The 17505-nt window shown below is 74.4% G+C and carries 16 protein-coding genes and 1 riboswitch; of the genes, 10 read left to right on the top strand and 6 right to left on the bottom strand.

Annotated elements, in window-relative coordinates:
* Nucleotides 1–575: 575 nt before the first annotated feature.
* The 3 genes from thyX to ACGFNF_RS03845 are packed head-to-tail and all read left to right on the top strand — an operon-like array spanning nt 576 to nt 4033.
* Entirely contained in the window at nt 576–1319 is a 744-nt protein-coding gene (gene thyX, locus ACGFNF_RS03855) for an FAD-dependent thymidylate synthase (protein WP_151457408.1), read from the top strand.
* Between the two features lie 46 nt (nt 1320–1365).
* Nucleotides 1366–2292 (top strand): 4-hydroxy-tetrahydrodipicolinate synthase, encoded by a 927-nt coding sequence (gene dapA, locus ACGFNF_RS03850; protein ID WP_393165570.1) that lies wholly within the window; start codon nt 1366–1368, stop codon nt 2290–2292.
* 52 nt (nt 2293–2344) lie between these two features.
* Nucleotides 2345–4033: a ribonuclease J gene (locus tag ACGFNF_RS03845; protein WP_089001472.1), complete on the top strand. Its 1689-nt coding sequence runs from the start codon at nt 2345–2347 to the stop codon at nt 4031–4033.
* 174 nt (nt 4034–4207) lie between these two features.
* Here the strand turns inward: ACGFNF_RS03845 and ACGFNF_RS03840 are convergent, their stop codons facing one another.
* From ACGFNF_RS03840 to ACGFNF_RS03825, 4 genes are all read right to left on the bottom strand, one after another.
* The gene (locus tag ACGFNF_RS03840; protein ID WP_393165568.1) at nt 4208–5275 is read right to left on the bottom strand and encodes a hypothetical protein; all 1068 of its coding nucleotides are present in this window, start codon (nt 5273–5275) and stop codon (nt 4208–4210) included.
* A gap of 78 nt (nt 5276–5353) precedes the next feature.
* Complete coding sequence (locus ACGFNF_RS03835; RefSeq protein WP_393165566.1) at nt 5354–6187, bottom strand: isocitrate lyase/phosphoenolpyruvate mutase family protein; 834 nt, start codon at nt 6185–6187, stop codon at nt 5354–5356.
* 82 nt (nt 6188–6269) lie between these two features.
* A complete protein-coding gene (locus ACGFNF_RS03830) occupies nt 6270–7919 on the bottom strand; it encodes a YbjN domain-containing protein (RefSeq protein ID WP_393165564.1) in 1650 nt (549 codons plus the stop codon).
* Nucleotides 7916–8395: a YbjN domain-containing protein gene (locus ACGFNF_RS03825; RefSeq protein ID WP_311414210.1), complete on the bottom strand. Its 480-nt coding sequence runs from the start codon at nt 8393–8395 to the stop codon at nt 7916–7918. Before ACGFNF_RS03825 ends, ACGFNF_RS03830 begins: the two co-directional genes overlap by 4 nt.
* 114 nt (nt 8396–8509) lie before the next feature.
* On the opposite strand from ACGFNF_RS03825, the gene ACGFNF_RS03820 reads away from it, so the two are divergent.
* Nucleotides 8510–10960 carry a DNA translocase FtsK 4TM domain-containing protein gene (locus tag ACGFNF_RS03820; RefSeq protein ID WP_393165562.1) on the top strand — a complete coding sequence of 817 codons (2451 nt, stop codon included), beginning with the start codon at nt 8510–8512 and terminating at the stop codon, nt 10958–10960.
* Between the two features lie 141 nt (nt 10961–11101).
* On the opposite strand, the gene ACGFNF_RS03815 is transcribed toward ACGFNF_RS03820, so the two are convergent.
* Both ACGFNF_RS03815 and ACGFNF_RS03810 read right to left on the bottom strand, forming a co-directional pair.
* Nucleotides 11102–11347: a hypothetical protein gene (locus tag ACGFNF_RS03815; RefSeq protein ID WP_393165560.1), complete on the bottom strand. Its 246-nt coding sequence runs from the start codon at nt 11345–11347 to the stop codon at nt 11102–11104.
* A gap of 90 nt (nt 11348–11437) precedes the next feature.
* Nucleotides 11438–11752 (bottom strand): multidrug efflux SMR transporter, encoded by a 315-nt coding sequence (locus ACGFNF_RS03810; protein WP_121396023.1) that lies wholly within the window; start codon nt 11750–11752, stop codon nt 11438–11440.
* A 64-nt stretch (nt 11753–11816) separates the two neighbouring features.
* A riboswitch (guanidine-III (ykkC-III) riboswitch) is annotated at nt 11817–11882 on the bottom strand.
* Between the two features lie 89 nt (nt 11883–11971).
* Here ACGFNF_RS03810 and ACGFNF_RS03805 point away from each other — a divergent pair.
* The 6 genes from ACGFNF_RS03805 (at nt 11972) to ACGFNF_RS03780 (ending at nt 17500) form a co-directional block, all read left to right on the top strand.
* The gene (locus ACGFNF_RS03805; RefSeq protein WP_393165558.1) at nt 11972–12895 is read left to right on the top strand and encodes an ornithine cyclodeaminase family protein; all 924 of its coding nucleotides are present in this window, start codon (nt 11972–11974) and stop codon (nt 12893–12895) included.
* Between the two features lie 74 nt (nt 12896–12969).
* Entirely contained in the window at nt 12970–14469 is a 1500-nt protein-coding gene (gene rimO / locus ACGFNF_RS03800; protein WP_393165857.1) for a 30S ribosomal protein S12 methylthiotransferase RimO, read from the top strand.
* A gap of 77 nt (nt 14470–14546) precedes the next feature.
* Entirely contained in the window at nt 14547–15140 is a 594-nt protein-coding gene (gene pgsA, locus ACGFNF_RS03795) for a CDP-diacylglycerol--glycerol-3-phosphate 3-phosphatidyltransferase (protein ID WP_207913946.1), read from the top strand.
* A gap of 113 nt (nt 15141–15253) precedes the next feature.
* A complete protein-coding gene (locus ACGFNF_RS03790; protein ID WP_357577371.1) occupies nt 15254–15841 on the top strand; it encodes a CinA family protein in 588 nt (195 codons plus the stop codon).
* A 145-nt stretch (nt 15842–15986) separates the two neighbouring features.
* Nucleotides 15987–16421 carry a helix-turn-helix domain-containing protein gene (locus ACGFNF_RS03785; RefSeq protein WP_393165556.1) on the top strand — a complete coding sequence of 145 codons (435 nt, stop codon included), beginning with the start codon at nt 15987–15989 and terminating at the stop codon, nt 16419–16421.
* Between the two features lie 206 nt (nt 16422–16627).
* Nucleotides 16628–17500 carry a PspA/IM30 family protein gene (locus ACGFNF_RS03780; RefSeq protein ID WP_357577369.1) on the top strand — a complete coding sequence of 291 codons (873 nt, stop codon included), beginning with the start codon at nt 16628–16630 and terminating at the stop codon, nt 17498–17500.
* The last annotated feature ends 5 nt before the right edge of the window (nt 17501–17505 follow it).

The raw sequence follows: 17505 nt of genomic DNA, 5'->3' as shown, positions 1-17505 counted from the left end.
GGGTGCGCCTACCGGCGTGCGCGCCGTCCGGGCTGCGGTCGTGTCGGACGGGGTCGTCCGGGTCGCGCGGAGCCGGAATGTCACGAGCTTCCTGGATCTCGTCTCGACCGGGCCGGTCACCCTGCCTGGACCAAGGGCCGGCCCTGACGGTGCGGGTGCCCGTGCCCTGTCGAGCTGAATCGTTTGCGACATCGCGCTCCCGATGCCTGTCCGCCCCGACGCACGCACCGACGGGCCGTCCGGCGCGCCGGCGGACGCGGGGACCCGGCTGAGCTGAGGGCACGGTGGCGGGCCGCCGAGCCGAGGACCCCGCCGCTCGCTGATGTCGTAGACGATTCAGTTCGACAGCGTGCGACAGCCGATGCGCCGGGCCGACCCCCGCCCCCCGTCGTGACGTCCGATGGGCCTCGTGCCGATGCTGGCCACATTCCTGCCGGGTCATGACTCCCGACGCGGCGGATGGAACGCGGCCGGCCCGCGGGCGACCGCGTCGTTTCGGTGACCGACGTTGCACTTGGGCGAGGCTGGCTTGGGCGGGCGGGGGCCACGGCACTACAGTCCCAGGAATGCCGGAGATGGTGCAGCCCCAGGTCAAGCTCGTCGCGTGGACGCACTTCGAGGCCCCCGACGACGTGCCGTGGTCGACCGACGCCGAGGGCGGCCAGGCGCTCGCGGAGTTCGCCGGCCGGGCCTGCTACCAGAGCTGGAAGAAGCCGAACCCTGCCACCGCCACCAACGCCGGTTACCTCGCGCACATCCTGGAGGTCGGCCACCTGAGTGTGCTGGAGCACGGCTCGGTCAGCTTCTACTTCAGCGGGGTCTCCCGCTCGTTCACCCACGAGCTGATCCGGCACCGGCACTTCTCGTACTCGCAGCTCTCCCAGCGGTACGTGCCGGAGCGCGACGCCGCCATGGTCGAGCCCTCGGTGATCGCCGACGACCCGGAGCTGCACAAGAAGTTCGTGGAGGCGGCCGAGGCGAGCGTGCGCGCGTACAACGAGCTGCTGGAGGGGCTGGAACGGCGCTTCGCCGACGTGGAGAACGCCACACTGCGGCGCAAGCAGGCCCGCCAGGCGGCCCGCGCCGTGCTGCCCAACGCCACCGAGACGCGCATCGTGGTCACCGGCAACTACCGGGCCTGGCGGCACTTCATCGCCATGCGCGCGACGGAGCACGCCGACGTGGAGATCCGCGAGCTGGCGGTGGAGTGCCTGCGGCAGCTCCAGGGCGTCGCCCCGAACGTCTTCGCCGATTTCGTCATCTCGGCCCTGCCCGACGGCACCGAGGTGGCGGCGAGCCCGCACGCCGAGCTGTCCTGAGGGCTTCCCCGGCGGGGCGCCGGTGGTCGTCCGCTAGGTTGGTGGCATGACGCACGACCACCCTGACACGCCCGCCCGGGCGGTGTCCCGCCCCTTCGGGCGAGTCCTTACGGCCATGGTGACCCCGTTCACCGCCGACGGCTCGCTCGACCTCGACGGCGCCGCGCAGCTCGCCAGCTACCTGGTCGACGAGCAGGGCAACGACGCGCTGGTGGTCAACGGCACCACCGGCGAGTCGCCGACCACCACCGAGGCCGAGAAGGAACAGCTGATCCGGGCCGTGGTGGAGGCCGTCGGTGACCGCGCCAAGGTCGTGGCCGGGGTCGGCACCAACGACACCCGGCACACCATCGAGCTCTCCACGGCCGCCGAGAAGGCGGGCGCGCACGGCCTGCTCGTGGTCACGCCCTACTACAACAAGCCGCCGCAGAGCGGCCTGCTGCGGCACTTCACCGCCGTCGCGGACGCCACCGGGCTGCCGGTGATGCTCTACGACATCCCACACCGGGCGGGCGTGCCGATCGACACCGAGACGATGGTGCGCCTGGCCGAACACGCCCGGATCGTCGCGGTGAAGGACGCCAAGGGCGACCTGACCGCCACGAGCTGGGTCACCAGCCGGACGAACCTCGCCTTCTACAGTGGCGAGGACGCGCTCACCCTGCCCGCGCTGGCCGTGGGCGGCGTGGGCGTGGTCGGCACCTCGACCCACTTCACCGGCGCGCTCACCAAGCAGATGATCGAGGCGTACGACGCGGGGGACACCGCCACCGCGCTGAGCCTGCACCGGCGACTGCTGCCGCTGTTCACCGGCATCTTCCGTACCCAGGGCGTGATCCTGGTGAAGGCGGGCCTGGCGGCCGCCGGGAAGCCCGCCGGGCCGGTGCGTCTGCCGCTGGTCGAGGCGACCGACGACGAGATCGCCCAGCTCCGCGCGGACAGCGCGGCGGCGGGCCTGGAACTGCCCGAATGACCGAACGACACGACGGACGCCGAGTGACGGCGTCGCAGAATGAGGTGGACGCGTGACCGAGGCGCACTTCGAGACGGAACTGCCCCCGCCGCTGCCGGAGGGTGGGCTGCGGATCATCCCGCTCGGCGGGCTCGGCGCCATCGGTCGCAACATGACCGTCTTCGAGTACGACGGCAAGCTGCTGGTGGTCGACTGCGGGGTCCTCTTCCCCGACGTGGAGCAGCCCGGGGTCGACCTGATCCTGCCCGACTTCGGTCCGATCCTGGACCGGCTCGACGACGTCCAGGCGATCGTGCTGACCCACGGCCACGAGGACCACATCGGCGCGGTGCCCTACCTGCTCGCGCACAAGCCCGACATCCCGCTGGTCGGCTCCCAGTTCACCCTCGCGCTGGTCGAGGCGAAGCTCGCCGAGCGGCGGATCCAGCCCTACACGCTTACCGTGCGGGAGGGCGGCCGGGAGCGGCTCGGCCCGTTCGAGTGCGAGTTCTTCGCGGTCAACCACTCGATCCCCGACGCGCTCGCGGTGGCCATCCGCACGCCGGCCGGCCTGGTGCTGCACACCGGCGACTTCAAGATGGACCAGCTCCCGCTGGACGGTCGGATCACCGACCTGGCCGGGTTCGCCCGGCTCGGCGCCGAGGGCGTGGACCTGCTGCTCTCGGACTCCACCAACGCGGAGATCCCCGGCTTCGTCACCCCCGAGCGGGAGATCGGGCCGGTGCTCGACTCGATCTTCGCGAAGGCCAAGGGGCGGATCATCGTCGCCTCCTTCGCCTCGCACGTGCACCGGGTGCAGCAGGTGTTCGACTCCGCCGCCGAGCACGGCCGCAAGGTCGCCCTCATCGGCCGGTCCATGGTCCGCAACATGGGCATCGCCCGCGACCTGGGGCTGCTCAACATCCCGGCCGGGCTGGTCGTCGGGCTGGAAGAGGCGACGAACATGCCGCCCGAGCAGATCGTGCTGATGTCCACCGGTTCGCAGGGCGAGCCGATGAGCGCCCTGGGCCGGATGGCCAGCGGCGACCACCGGCACATCACCATCGCCCCCGGCGACACCGTGGTGCTCGCCTCGTCGCTGGTGCCCGGCAACGAGACCTCGGTCTACCGGGTGATCAACCGGCTGGCCCGGGCCGGCGCCGTGGTGGTGCACAAGGACGTGGCCAAGGTGCACGTCTCGGGCCACGCCCCCGCCGGCGAGCTGCTCTACCTGCTCAACGTGGTCCGTCCCAGCAACCTGATGCCGGTGCACGGCGAGTGGCGGCACCTGCGCGCGCACGCCCGGCTCGGCATCGAGTCCGGCGTCGCCCCCGACCGGGTGGTGCTCTGCGAGGACGGCGACGTCGTCGACCTCGTCGAGGGCCGGGCCAGCCTGGTCGGGCACGTGAAGAGCCGCTACGTCTACGTCGACGGCCTCGCCGTCGGCGACGTCAGCGAGTCGCTGCTCACGGAGCGCCGGATCCTCGGCGACGGCGGGTTCATCGCCACCACCGTGGTGGTCGACTCGGTGACCGGCAAGGTGGTGGGCGGCCCGACCCTGTCGGCGAAGGGCTTCTCCGAGGACCCGGAGGCGTTCAGCCCGGTGATCCCGCTGGTCACCGAGGCCCTGAACCGGGCGGCCTCCGACGGCATCACCGATCCGCACCAGCTCCAGCAGATCGTCCGGCGCACCGTGGGACGGTGGGTGAACGACGCGTACCGCCGTCGGCCCATGATCGTCCCCACCGTGGTCGAGGTCTGACCCCGCACCGCCGCGACGCCCGCCCGCACCCCGTGTGCCGGCGGGCGTCGCCGTGCGGCGGGCCGGCCCGGCGGCTCACCCCGCGGCACCACGACCGGCCGGCCGCCGACATCCCCGTGCACGTCGGCGACCGACCCGGAGCCCGGCCTGGGGCCGGCCCCCGGCCAGCGGAACTCAGTGGCGGCCGAGCCGGCGGCGCAGCAGCAGCAGCAGACCGGCCCCGAGGGCCAGCAGCGCCGCACCGAACAGGGCGTACGTGGTGCCGGCCGGACCGGTGCGGGGCAACCCGGCCCCGTCCCCGGCGGGCGTCGTCGGAGTGGACGTGGTGCTCGGCGTCGACGTGGCGCTCGGGGTCGCCGCCGGCGGAGTCGTCGGGGCGCCGCCCCCCGTGCCGCCCGGCACGGGCACGGTGACCGAGGTGTCCTTGTTGGTGTACCGGTTGGTGGGCGCCAGATACAGGCGGATGCTCCCCGCCCTCTCGCTGACGGCGAGGCGGATGTGCACCGTGTCCGTGGCACCCGCCTTCAGCTCGCCGGACCGGATGATCTCGCAGCCCTTGCCGGCCATCCGACCGCTGTCCGAGCACAGCGGCCAGATCACCTGCACACCCTTCGGGGGGACGACGTTCAGCGAGTAGCCGCCGAGAGCGAAGGTGCCGGTGTTGCGTACCCGGGCCGTCACCCCCATCGACCCGTCGACGACCGGGCTGGCGGTGGCCCGCAGCCGCAGCGACGTCCGGTCCGGCCAGTTGACGCGGAAGTCGGTGGGGTCCTCCGTGCCACCGGCGGCGTCCCGGCCGGCGACGGACCCCCAGTTGCTCACGCCGAAGACCGGCTCGGCCGCCGTCGCCCGCAGCGCCAGCCGGTACACCTGCCGCCCACCGGCCGGCAGCTGCGTGCCACCGCAGAGCCAGGTCTGGGGCGACCCGGCGCCGCGGCAGTCGCCACCAGAGGTCACGGTCAGCCCGGACGGCAGACGTAGGACGAAGAAGCCCTTCGCCGCCGCCGTTCCGGCGTTGCTGACAAGGACCTCCAGGGGACCCGTCGGGTGCCACGGGTCGCCGCTGAGGAAGACCAGATCCGGGCGGGCGACGATGGTCGGCTCGGCGGCCGTGGTCGGGGTGGGTGTGGGGTCGTGGGCCGACGCGGGCGGGGCGGGGGCGACCAGCGCCAACAGGACGGGGGCCGCCAGGGCCAGCAGGGCGGTGGCCGCCACGGCGCCGGCGCGGAACGGATGCGTCATCGTGAACTCCCGGGATTCGGTGTGGGTGATGGAGAGACCACCCGGACTGACCTCCGGTTGCACGGTGTCGGAAGCCCGTCAGGCCAGCAGCGCGTTCAACTCGCCGTAGCCCATCGCACCGGCCAGCGAGTCGTACGACCCGGAGCGCAGCGCCTCCGTGGCGGCCCGGCGGACCAGCCCGTACGCGGCCTCGGCGAGCGCCGATCCGAGGCTGACCCGGGCCACCCCCAGCCCCGCCAGCGTGGCGACGGGGAGCCCACCCGGCCCGGTGAGCACGTTGACCGGCCCCTCGATGCCGGCGACCAGCGCGCCGATGGTCTCGGCGTCGGCCACGCCCGGCACGAAGATCCCGTCCGCGCCCGCCGCCCGGTACGCGACCGCGCGGCGCAGCGTCTCCGCCAGCCGGTCCGCCGGGTCGCCCACCGCCCGCAGGAACACGTCGGTGCGGGCGTTGACGAAGAGCCGTACCCCCGCCGCGTCCGCGGCCTGCCGGGCTGCCCCGATCCGGGCGCACTGCTCGTCGACCGGGCGCAGCGGGGACGTCCCGGCCGGCGCGGCGTCCTCGATGTTCACGCCGACCGCGCCGGCGGCCAGCACCCCGGTCACGGTGTGGGCGACCCCGGCCGGGTCGGCGGCGTACCCGCTCTCGATGTCCGCGGTGACCGGGACCGTGACGGCGGCGGCGACGCGGGCGACCACCGCCAGGGCGCGCTCGCGGTCCAGTTCGTCCCCGTCCGGGGCGCCCAGGCTCCACGAGACGCCGGCGCTGGTGGTGGCGACCGCCGCCGCGCCGCAGTCGGCCACGATCCGGGCGCTCGCCACGTCCCAGGCGTTGGGCAGGACGAGCGGGGAGCCGGGGCGGTGCAGGGAGTGCAGGAGCAGGGCGGTGCGCTGGTGGTGCGTCGTCGTCATGGGTGCCAGTCCAGCAGGGCGGCAGGAGATCGTCCGGCGGGTTTCGGACCTCACCGGTGGGCCGCCGCCCGGCCCGACAGGGTCAGGGCAGGGCGGCGACCGCCTCGGCGTACGCGACGCTGGTGTCCACGGCCGCGTCGAGCAGGACCGTGAGCTGGGCCGGGGCCACCCCGTGCGCCAGGTCGGTGGCGACGTGACCGGCCAGCAGCAGCTCGCCCTCCCGCTCGTGCACGTACGCCTTCGGCAGCAGGCGGTCGTGGTTCCAGGCGTTGCAGAAGGCGTACGCCTCCGTGAGCCGGTCGGCCGGCAGCCGGCGGTTCGCCACGGACCGGGCCTGGAGGATCTCGCCCCGCTCGCCGGCGCGCCGGAACTGGATCAGCGCCTCGCCCCACCGGCCCGTGACGGCGCCACGGTCGTCCACCGCGTACCGGTCCCCGCGCCGGTCCAGCTCGGCGGTGATCATCGCCAGGCTCAGCGGGCGTGGCTCCTCGTCCGGCAGGACGTCGTCGGGCGGGTCGTCGGCGTCGTCGTCCGCGTCGTCGTCGGGCGGCAGGGGCACCGGTGCGGCGGCCGGCCGTTCGGCCAGCCAGGACGCGATCCGGCCGGACTGGTGGCCGGTGCCGTTGCGGGCGTCGAAGCTGCCGGCCAGCGCGGTGGCCACCCCGAGCAGGGTGGCGCCCAGCGTGGCCACGTCGAGCTCGGCGGCCGGCCGCACCCCGTACGCCGGGCGGTGCACCGTCCGCCCGCCGAGCCCCGCCTCCACGGCGAGGGCGCAGACCAGCGCACCGGCGGCGGCGAACTCCATCGCGGACAGGTCGTCGTGCGGCCGGTCCAGCCGGGGCAGTTGCTCGGCGAGGACGTCGACGCCCCGGGCGGGGTGCCCGGCCAGCGCGCACCACCGCAGGTGCGTCGCGAGCAGCGGGAAGGCGGCCTGCTCCTGCCGGTGCCGCCGGTACGCCCGTACGTGCGCCTCGGCCGCCCGCTCCGGCTGGCCGGCCCGCAGCCAGGACAGCAGCCCGGCGACCAGCGTCCGCTCCGGCTGCTCGGTGCAGTCGCCGCCGCCGTGCGGGGAGTCCGGCAGGGCGGCCAGCGCGGCCCGGTGGTCGCCCCAGCCGGCGAGCAGTTCCGCCCGTCGGGCCGCCGCGCAGTCCGGGCAGCCGCCGACCGGCCCCGGATCGGCCGGCGACCAGCGGTCGTACCACTGCCGGGCGGTGGGCTCGTCGCCGAGGTGGTCGGCGATGCGGCAGCGCAGCTCGGCGACCACCGCCGGGTCGTCGGCGGCGCGTGCGGCGAGGTCGTCCAGCATGGCCCGGGCCTGGTCCAGCCCGACCCGGGGCGAGCCGAGCAGGGCCTCGACCGCGTACCGCCGGTAGCGCCGCAGCGGCTCGGCCTGGTCCGCCGCCAGCAGGTCGGGGCGGCGCTCCACCGTGGCGAGGCAGCGGCGCACCGGCTCGACCAGCCGCCACCGCTGCCCGTGCAGGAGGTACGCCTCGATGAGCGCGAACCTGGCTGCCAGCGCCGTCCGGTCGTCGCCCGTGGCGTCGGCGTGCGCGGCGATGCGTTCCAGCTCGGTGCTGCGGGCCTCGCCGTCGGGGGTGTCGCGGGCGTCGGCGAGCGCTTCGGCCAGCGCGGGGTCGGACCCCCGGCCCCCGCGCCGCAGCCCGCTCCACCAGCCGGGCAGCCCGAACGGGTCGAGGCCGCGACCGGCCAGGTCACCGCCGCGGCCCGTCACGCCACCACCCCGCCGGGCAGCCGGGCCACCTCGGTGGCGAGCTGGCAGCCGGTGGCGATGCCGCAGTCGAGCAGCTGGTCGAGCTGGTGCGCGGTGACGCCGCGTTCCAGGTCGGTGATGACCTCGCCGCAGATCCGGGCCCGCCCGTCGTCCTCGACGTGCACGAAGGCCTTCGGCCAGAGCCGGTCGTGGTTCCACGCGTTGCAGAAGGCGTGCAGCGCCGGCACGTACTCGATGGGGAACGCCGGCGCGGTCAGGGTGCGGACCTGGAGCAGCTCCCCGTTGGCGCCGGGGCGTAGGAACCAGATCAGGCTGTCGTCCCAGCGGCCGACCAGGTCGCCGTCGGCGTCGGCCTGGACCCGGTATCCCCGGCTGTGCAGCACGGCGGCGATCAGCTCGCCGGTCAGCGGTTCCAGCGCCCCCGGGTGCCCGGCCAGGTGGCCGTCCCGACCGTCCTCGGTTCCCGGCGACGACATGGGGGCAACCCTTCTGAGGCAGATATCACGTGACGCGGCGGGGCCCGCGCTGCGACACGCGGACACGACCCGGAAAGGCGGCGATCTGCCGGGTCACGCCATTAGGTTGATGCTATGGCGGGCCGTACCTCTCAGGCGAGCCGGCGGCGCGGCGCGTCGCCGCGTGGCACCACGAACAGTCGTGCCCGTCAGCCGGCGAAGAAGACCGCCCGCGCGGCGGCCCGGCGGCGGCCGGCGGCCCGGTCCGGCCCGGGGCTGATCGTCGGGCAGGCGGTCCGCACACTGTGGATGGGGATGGCGCACGGCCTCGGCTGGGCGTTCCGGCAGGCCGGCTCGGCCCGGGGGCTCGACCCGGAGCAGCGCCGCGACGGCGCGGGCCTGCTGGTCTTCGGCCTCGCCCTGCTCAGCGCGGTGGCCCTCTGGTTCTCCGGCGCCGGCCCGGTGGGCGCGCGGCTGGCCGACACCTTCCGGCTCTTCCTCGGGGCGATCTCGGTCGTGGTGCCGGTGCTGCTGATGATCGGCGCCTGGCGGTTGATGCGCGAGCCCGTCGATCCCGAGCACCGCGGCCGGGGCCTGGTCGGCTGGACCTCGATGCTGGTCGCCACCGCCGCGATGCTGCACATCGGACAGGACCCGGCCGACGCGGGCCAGCGCGACTTCGCCGGCGGCCTGGTCGGCGCCGGCGTCGGCAGCCTGATGGAGCGGGCGGTCACCGCCTGGGTCGCCGTACCGCTGCTGATCCTGCTGCTGGTCTTCGGCCTGCTGGTGGTCACCGCGACCCCGATCAACAAGGTCCCGGAGCGGCTCGGCCTGCTGTTCGGCACCCGGATCGCCCCGCCGGTGGTGGAGGAGGAGACGGACGAGGAGCCCGCCCGGCCGGCGCCCCGCAAGCGCGCGGCGAAGCGGGCGGCCCCGCCGCCGCCCGACCCGGCGGAGTTCGACGACGACCTCGACGGGGTGGACCTCCAGGAGACCCTGGTGCTGCCCCGCAAGCCCCCGGGCCGGGTTCCGGCCACCCGCAGGCCGGCGGAGCCGCCGGAGCACTCGCCCGCCCCGACGCGGGCCGAGCAGCTCGCGCTGACCGGCCTGGCGGGCGACTACACGCTGCCGCCGGCGAACATCCTCGGCAGCGGCGCGGCCCCGAAGTCCCGGAGCAAGGCCAACGACGAGGTGATCGTCGCGCTCACCGGCGTCTTCGAGCAGTTCGGTGTGGACGCGGCCGTCACCGGGTTCACCCGCGGGCCGACCGTCACCCGCTACGAGGTGGAGCTGGGCCCGGGCGTCAAGGTCGAGCGGATCACGCAGCTCTCCCGCAACATCGCGTACGCGGTGAAGTCACCGGACGTGCGGATCCTCAGCCCGATCCCGGGCAAGAGCGCGGTCGGGGTGGAGATCCCGAACACCGACCCGGAGAACGTGGCGCTCGGCGACGTGCTGCGGTCGCGGGCCGCCACCAGTGACCACCACCCGATGGTGGTGGCGCTGGGCAAGGACATCGAGGGCGGCTACGTGGTGGCCAACCTCGCCAAGATGCCGCACATCCTGATCGCCGGCGCGACGGGCGCGGGCAAGTCGTCCTGCCTGAACTCGCTGCTGGTGTCCATCCTCACCCGGGCCACGCCGGACGAGGTGCGGCTGCTGCTGATCGACCCGAAGCGGGTCGAGATGACGGGCTACGAGGGCATCCCGCACCTGGTCACCCCGATCGTGACAAACGCGAAGAAGGCGGCCGACTCGCTGGAGTGGGTCGTCCGCGAGATGGACATGCGCTACGACGACCTCGCCGCCAACGGGGTCCGGCACATCGACGACTTCAACCGCAAGGTGCGCAACGGCGAGATCAAGGCGCCGCCGGGCAGCGAGCGGGAGATGCGCCCGTACCCGTACCTGCTGGTGATCGTGGACGAGTTGGCCGACCTGATGATGGTCGCCCCGCGCGACGTGGAGGACTCGGTCGTCCGGATCACCCAGCTCGCCCGCGCGGCCGGCATCCACCTGGTGCTGGCCACCCAACGCCCGTCGGTCGACGTGGTCACCGGCCTGATCAAGGCCAACGTGCCGTCCCGCCTGGCGTTCGCCACCTCCTCGCTGGCCGACTCGCGGGTCATCCTCGACCAGCCGGGCGCGGAGAAGCTGCTGGGCCGCGGCGACGGCCTGTTCCTGCCGATGGGCGCCTCGAAGCCGATCCGGATCCAGGGCGCCTGGGTGACCGAGCGCGAGATCGCCGACGTGGTGAAGTTCTGCAAGGACCAGCGCGAGCCGGAGTTCCGCCCGGACGTGCTCGTCGCGCCGGACGCCGGCAAGAAGAAGATCGACGAGGAGATCGGCGACGACCTCGACCTGCTGGTGCAGGCGGTCGAGCTGGTGGTCACCTCGCAGTTCGGCTCGACCTCGATGCTCCAGCGCAAGCTGCGGGTCGGCTTCGCCAAGGCGGGGCGGCTGATGGACCTCATGGAGACCCGGGGCGTGGTCGGCCCGTCGGAGGGGTCCAAGGCCCGGGACGTGCTGGTCAAGCCGGACGAGCTGGAGGAGGTCCTGGTCGGCCTGCGCGGCGGCGAGGACTAGGACCGGGCGACCGCTGAGGGCGCCGGGGGCGTTCACGGTCGTCACCGGCGGGGCTGAGCCGGGCAACCGCCCGACAGGGCGCACACGCGACGGGCCCGCCGGCACGCCGGCGGGCCCGGTCTCCGCCGGGGGAGCGGTGGGTCAGTTGTTGACGAGCGCGTTGATGATCAGCAGGCTGATCACGATGGCGGCCACGTTGGCGGCGGCGGCGTACCAGCCGAGCGGCTTGTCACCGAGCACGGCGCCGACGATGCCCAGGACCAGCCCGATCACGCCGAAGATGAGCGGGTTGAGCAGGAGCGCGAGGACCGCGAACACGAAGCCCACGATGGTGCAGATGCGGGCGGCGTTGGTGCGCGGGCGGACGGTCGAGTGCATGTTGGCCATGTCTGCCTCCGTGGATGAGAGCCTTTCCGGTGCCAGGCACAGCTCTACCCACTGTGGTCGTCCGTCACGCCTCGCCCCTGTGGACGCCGGTCAGTGGAAGACCTTCAGGCCGACGACGCCGGCGACCACCAGCAGCAGGCAGGCTATCCGGGGCAGGCTGGCCGGCTCGTTCAGCGCGAGCATCCCGACCAGGGCGGTGCCGACCGCCCCGATGCCGACCCAGACGACGTAGCCGGTGCCGACCGGGATCTCGCGCAGCGCGTACGCCAGGCCGGCCATGCTGAGCACCAGGGTCACCACGAAGACCAGCGACGGGACGAGTCGGGTGAAGCCGGCGCTGCGGTCGAGGGCGATCGCCCACGCGGTCTCGAGAAGTCCGGAGATCACCAGCACGATCCAGGCCATGGAAGATCACCTCTGCGTAGGCGCCCGGACCAGCGGGCCGGGAGGAGTGGGTTCGGTACACACACGCGGGGCGTCTTGGCCTGACCGGGTACGCCCACCACTCGTCCGGGGCGACCTGGGGCCGCCACGACCGACGGTAGCACCGGCCGGGCGGCCTCCGGGGTGAGCCGGGCCACCACGGGTTGACGTGAACCTCGCTTCAACTTGCAGTATCGGGGTATGCCGCTGCTCTTCTCCGATCCCGAGGTCGCCGCCGCGCTGGACGCCCCCACCACGGTCGCCGCGATGCGGGACGCCCTGCTCGCCGCGTACGCCGGCCGCCTGGTGGCCCCGCCCCGGGCCGCCGCGCCGCTGGGCGGGGGACGGATGGTGCTCACCGCCGGCCACCTCACCGGCGAGTGGTACGGCTACCGCTCGTACGACACGTTCGGGCACCCGGAGAGCGAGCAGGTGGTCGTGCTGCACGACGGGCGCACCGGGGCGGTCCGGGCGGTGGCGGTCGGCGAGGAGCTGGGCTCCCGGCGTACCGGCGGGCTCGGCGGGGTCGCCGTGGACGCCCTGGCCCGGCCGGACGCCGCCACCCTGGGCGTGATCGGCTCCGGCGGGCAGGCGTGGACGCAGGTCTGGGCCGCCGCCGCCGTCCGCCCGCTGCGCGAGGTCACCGTGCACAGCCGCTCCGTCGCCCGGCGGGAGTCGTTCGCCGCCCGGGTCCGCGCCGAGCTGGGCGTGCCGGCGCGGGCGGTGGACTCGGCGCGGGCCGCCGTCCGGGACCGCGACGTCGTGGTGCTCGCCACCACCGCCGTCGGCCCCGTGCTCGACGCCGTCGACCTGGCCCCCGGCACCCACGTCAACACGGTCGGCTTCAAGCAGGTCGACCGGCACGAGTTCGGCACCGACCTGCTGGACGCCGCCGACCTGCTGGTCACCGACTCGCCGGCGCAGGCGGCCGCGTACGACCCGCCGATGCTGGCGGCGCTGCCCGCGTACGCCGGGCGGTTGCGCGACCTGGGCGCGGTGCTGGCCGGCGCCGTCCCCGGCCGGACCGGCGCGGACCAGGTCTCGGTCTTCTGCTCGACCGGCCTGGCCGGCACGGAGGTCTTCCTGCTCGACCGGCTGGTCGGGGTGGGCGCGGCGGCGGTCTGAGCGGGCCGTGGCCGCCGGAAGCGGGCGGGCGGCCCGCCGTTGGCGGCCGCCGCCCGCCCGCCCGGTACCCTCGGATTGTGTCTGCCACCTCCCCTTCCCCCACCGACGGCCGCCGTGTCGCCCTGCTGACCCTGGGCTGTGCCCGCAACGAGGTCGACTCGGAGGAGCTGGCCGCCCGGCTGCACGCCGACGGCTGGCAGGTCACCACCGACGGCGAGGGCGCCGACGTGGTGGTCGTGAACACGTGCGGCTTCGTGGAGAAGGCGAAGCAGGACTCCATCCAGACCCTGCTGGCCGCCGCCGACACCGGCGCCAAGGTGGTCGCCGCCGGCTGCATGGCCGAGCGGTACGGCCGCGAGCTGGCCGACAGCCTCCCCGAGGCGCAGGCGGTGCTGAGCTTCGACGACTACCCGGACATCGCCGCCCGGCTCGACGCGGTGGTGGCCGGCGAGCGGATCGGCGCGCACACCCCGCGCGACCGGCGCGAGCTGCTGCCCCTCACCCCCGTCTCCCGGCGGGACAGCGGGGTGTCGCTGCCCGGCCACGGCACCCCGGTCCGGGGTGTCACCGAGACCGACGAGCACACCCCGGCCCACCTGCGCCAGGTGCTGCGCCACCGGCTCGACACCGGCCCGGTCGCCTCGCTCAAGCTGGCCAGCGGCTGCGACCGGCGCTGCGCGTTCTGCGCCATCCCCGCCTTCCGCGGCGCCTTCGTCTCCCGTACGCCGGACGAGCTGCTCGCCGAGGCGGAGTGGCTGGCCAAGACCGGCGTCCGTGAGCTGGTGCTGGTCAGCGAGAACTCCACCTCCTACGGCAAGGACCTGGGCGACCCCCGGGCGCTGGAGAAGCTGCTGCCCCAGCTCGCCGCGATCGACGGCATCGTCCGGGTGCGGGCGAGCTACCTCCAGCCGGCCGAGACCCGGCCCGGCCTGGTCGAGGCGATCGCCACGACGCCCGGCGTGGCGCCCTACTTCGACCTGTCGTTCCAGCACTCCAGCGAGCCGGTGCTGCGCCGGATGCGCCGTTTCGGCTCCACCGAGCGGTTCCTGGAGCTGCTGGCGAGCGCTCGCGCACTGGCCCCGGACGTGGGCGCGCGGAGCAACTTCATCGTCGGCTTCCCGGGCGAGACCCGCGGCGACTACCAGGAGCTGGTCCGGTTCCTGACCGAGGCGCGGCTCGACGCGATCGGGGTGTTCGACTACAGCGACGAGGACGGCACCGAGGCCGCCGGACTGTCCGGCAAGGTCTCCGCCGCCACGGTCAAGCGTCGCTACGACAAGCTCAGCGCGCTCGCCGACGAGCTCTGCTCGCAGCGCGCCGAGGAGCGCCTGGGCTCCACGGTCGAGGTGCTTGTCGACTCGGTCGACGACGGCGTGGTCGAGGGGCGGGCGGCCCACCAGGCCCCCGAGGTCGACGGCTCGACCACCCTCGTCGCCCCGGCCGACGGCGGGGTGGACCTGGCCGCGCTGCGCCCGGGTGACCTGGTGCGGGCGACGGTGACCAGCACCGAGGGAGTGGACCTGGTGGCGGTCCCGGATGAGATGATCTCGGCGGCGCCCGGCGCAACACGGTGACGGCGGGCCCGGACGGAGCGGGGGAGCGACGTGGTGGGGTGCCAGGTACGCCACGGCCGCCGGAGCGGGGCGCGGCGATGACCGGGGCGACGGAATCGACGCCCGCGCCGGTGGTGGCCGGCGTACCGGTGATGAACGCGGCCAACGCGCTCACCGCGCTGCGGCTGGTCCTGGTGCCGGTCTTCGCGGCGTCCGTGGTCGCCTCCGCCATGGACCACGCCGGCTGGCGGATGGTCGCCTGCCTGATCTTCGCCGTCGCCTCGGCGACCGACCTCGTGGACGGCTGGATCGCCCGCCGGTTCGCCCTGGTCACCTCGGTGGGCAAGGTCGCCGACCCGATCGCGGACAAGGCGCTCACCGGTGCGGCGCTGCTGCTGCTCTCCTGGTACGACCAGCTGCCCTGGTGGGTGACCGCCGTGATCCTCGTCCGCGAGCTGGGCATCACCGCGCTGCGCTTCTGGGTGATCCGCCACGGCGTGATCGCGGCCAGCCGGGGCGGCAAGATCAAGACTGCGCTCCAGATCCTGGCCATCACGTGGTATCTGTGGCCCATGCCGGCCGTGCTCGCCGCCGTCGGCCCGTGGATCATGGCCGCCGCGGTCGGCGTCACGGTGGTCACCGGCTTCGACTACGTCGCGCAGGCCCTCCGGCTGCGCCGCCCGGCCGCCTGACCGGCGCCCGTACCGTCCGCCCTCTCCCGCCCGGCCCCGCCCCTCTCCCGCCCGGAGCCGCGCCCGTCGGGAAGGATGAGTAGGGCCGACGGGGCGGGGAAAGGATCCGGGACATGGACAGTGACGCTGCCGGAACGCGGCCGGCCGGAAGCCCGGCGGCCGGCGTGGTGCACAGCCTCTCGGAACGGCGCGAGACCCTGGCCACCGTCGAGTCGCTCACGGGCGGCCTGCTGGCCGCCTCGATCGTGGAGATCGCCGGGGTGAGCGGCATCTACCGGGGCGGCCTGGTGGTCTACGCCACCGAGCTCAAGTCGCTGCTCGCCGACGTGCCGGAGGACCTGCTGGCCGACCGGGGGCCGGTCGACCCGGACGTGGCGGTGGCCCTCGCGGAGGGCGGCCGGCGCCGCTGCGGGGCCGACTGGGGTCTGGCCACCACCGGGGTGGCCGGTCCCGAACCGCAGGACGGCAAGCCGGTCGGGCTGGTCTACGTCGCCGTGGCCGGGCCGTCCGGCGCCGAGGTCCGGCAGCTCGACCTGGACGGCGGTCGCGACCACGTCCGCTCGGCCGCGGTCGTCGAGGCGTTGCGGCTGCTCGCCGCGCGGATCCACGAGACCGACGCCGCCGGGGCGGCCGCATCCGACGGCCGGGCGGCCGGGGCCGACGGCGGGCGGACCGACGCGGCCGGCGCGGGTCGCCGCTGACGGCCTTCTGAGGATCCGAGGGGCGGGGTGGGATGTCGTGGGGGCCCGCAACGGGTACGGTTGCGGGAAGGCTCCGACGACCGGTCCGGCTCGACGTGCCGGACGGGCCGCCTGGAAGAGTGGTGTCCCTCAGGGGGAGGTGCGAATGGTCCTGCTACGCCGCGTGATCGGTGACGCACTGCGGGCGCGCCGGCAGGGGCAGCACCGCACCCTGCGCGAGGTCTCCTCCGCCGCCAACGTCAGCCTCGGCTACCTCTCCGAGATCGAACGCGGCCAGAAGGAGCCCTCCAGCGAGCTGCTGGCCGCGATCTGCGACGCCCTCGGTGCGCGCCTGTCCGAGCTGCTGCGTGAGGTCAGCGACACCGTCGCCCTCGCCGAGCAGATGCCCGGCGTGCTGGTGCCGGTGCAGGACGAGCCGGCCGCGACCGTCGCCGTGCGCAGGAGCACGGGTCGGGGCGTCCACCAGGTCAGCTCGGACGGCACGGTCGCCGTGCAGGTCCGCCAGGACTCCCCGCTCAAGGCCACCCTGCGCAGCTCCCGGGTCCGGGGCAGCGAGCGCGACGTGGTCTGCGCCGCCTGATCCACCCCCTCTCCCTCGCCACGTGGTCGGCCTCGACGCCGCCGCGTACCCTTGATCGCGGACGGCGTCGGCGCTCGCTTCGCTCGCCGGTACGGATGCCCCGGTGGCGTCCGGCTGGGACGATGGAGCCACTGCCGCGCCGGAGCCGGCCGGGAGCACCCGGCGCGGTCCAGGCGGAGCGACGCTACTGAGGGGACAACGCAAAGATGGCGAACCCGTTCGTCAAGGGGTGGAAGTACCTGATGGCGCTCTTCGGCGCCAGGATCGACGAGCACGCCGATCCGAAGGTGCAGATCCAGCAGGCCATCGAGGAGGCCCAGCGCCAGCACCAGGCGCTGGTCCAGCAGGCCGCAGCCGTGATCGGCAACCAGCGGCAGCTGGAGATGAAGCTGTCCCGTCAGATGACCGAGGTCGAGCGGTTGCAGGCCAACGCCCGCCAGGCACTGGTCCTCGCCGACCAGGCCCGCGCCCGGGGCGACGAGACCGAGGCCGGTCGCTACGAGCAGTCCGCGCAGACCCTGGCCACCCAGCTGGTCTCGGCCGAGCAGGCCACGGAGGACCTCAAGACCCTGCACGACCAGGCGCTCGGCGCCGCCGCCCAGGCCCGCCGGGCGGTCGAGAACAACTCAATGATCCTCCAGCAGAAGCTCGCCGAGCGCACCAAGCTGCTCAGCCAGCTGGAGCAGGCCAAGATGCAGGAGAGCGTGGCCCGCTCGCTGGAGTCGATGTCGTCGCTCACCGCCCCCGCCAACACGCCCTCGCTCGACGAGGTGCGCGACCGCATCGAGCAGCGGTACGCCACGGCGATGGGCCGCGCCGAGCTGGCCGGCAACTCCGTCGAGGGCCGCATGCTGGAGATCCAGAAGTCGACCCTGGACGCGGCCGGCTCCTCCCGGCTGGAGCAGATCCGGTCGAGCATGGCCGGCGAGCAGCTCGGCGGCAAGCAGGAACGACCGGGTGTGGAGCAGGCCCAGCCCGCCGCACCGGCCGCCGACCCGGCGGCCGCCGCCCGGCTGAACGAGATCCGGGCCAGCATGGGCCGGGAACGTGGCACCGGAGACACCACCGCCGCCGGCTGAGCGGC

This window comes from Micromonospora sp. NPDC048868 (genome assembly GCF_043198195.1).
Taxonomy (GTDB): domain Bacteria; phylum Actinomycetota; class Actinomycetes; order Mycobacteriales; family Micromonosporaceae; genus Micromonospora; species Micromonospora reichwaldensis.
Note: the sequence above shows the minus strand (reverse complement) of the source record. Positions and strands in the feature narration are given on the sequence as shown.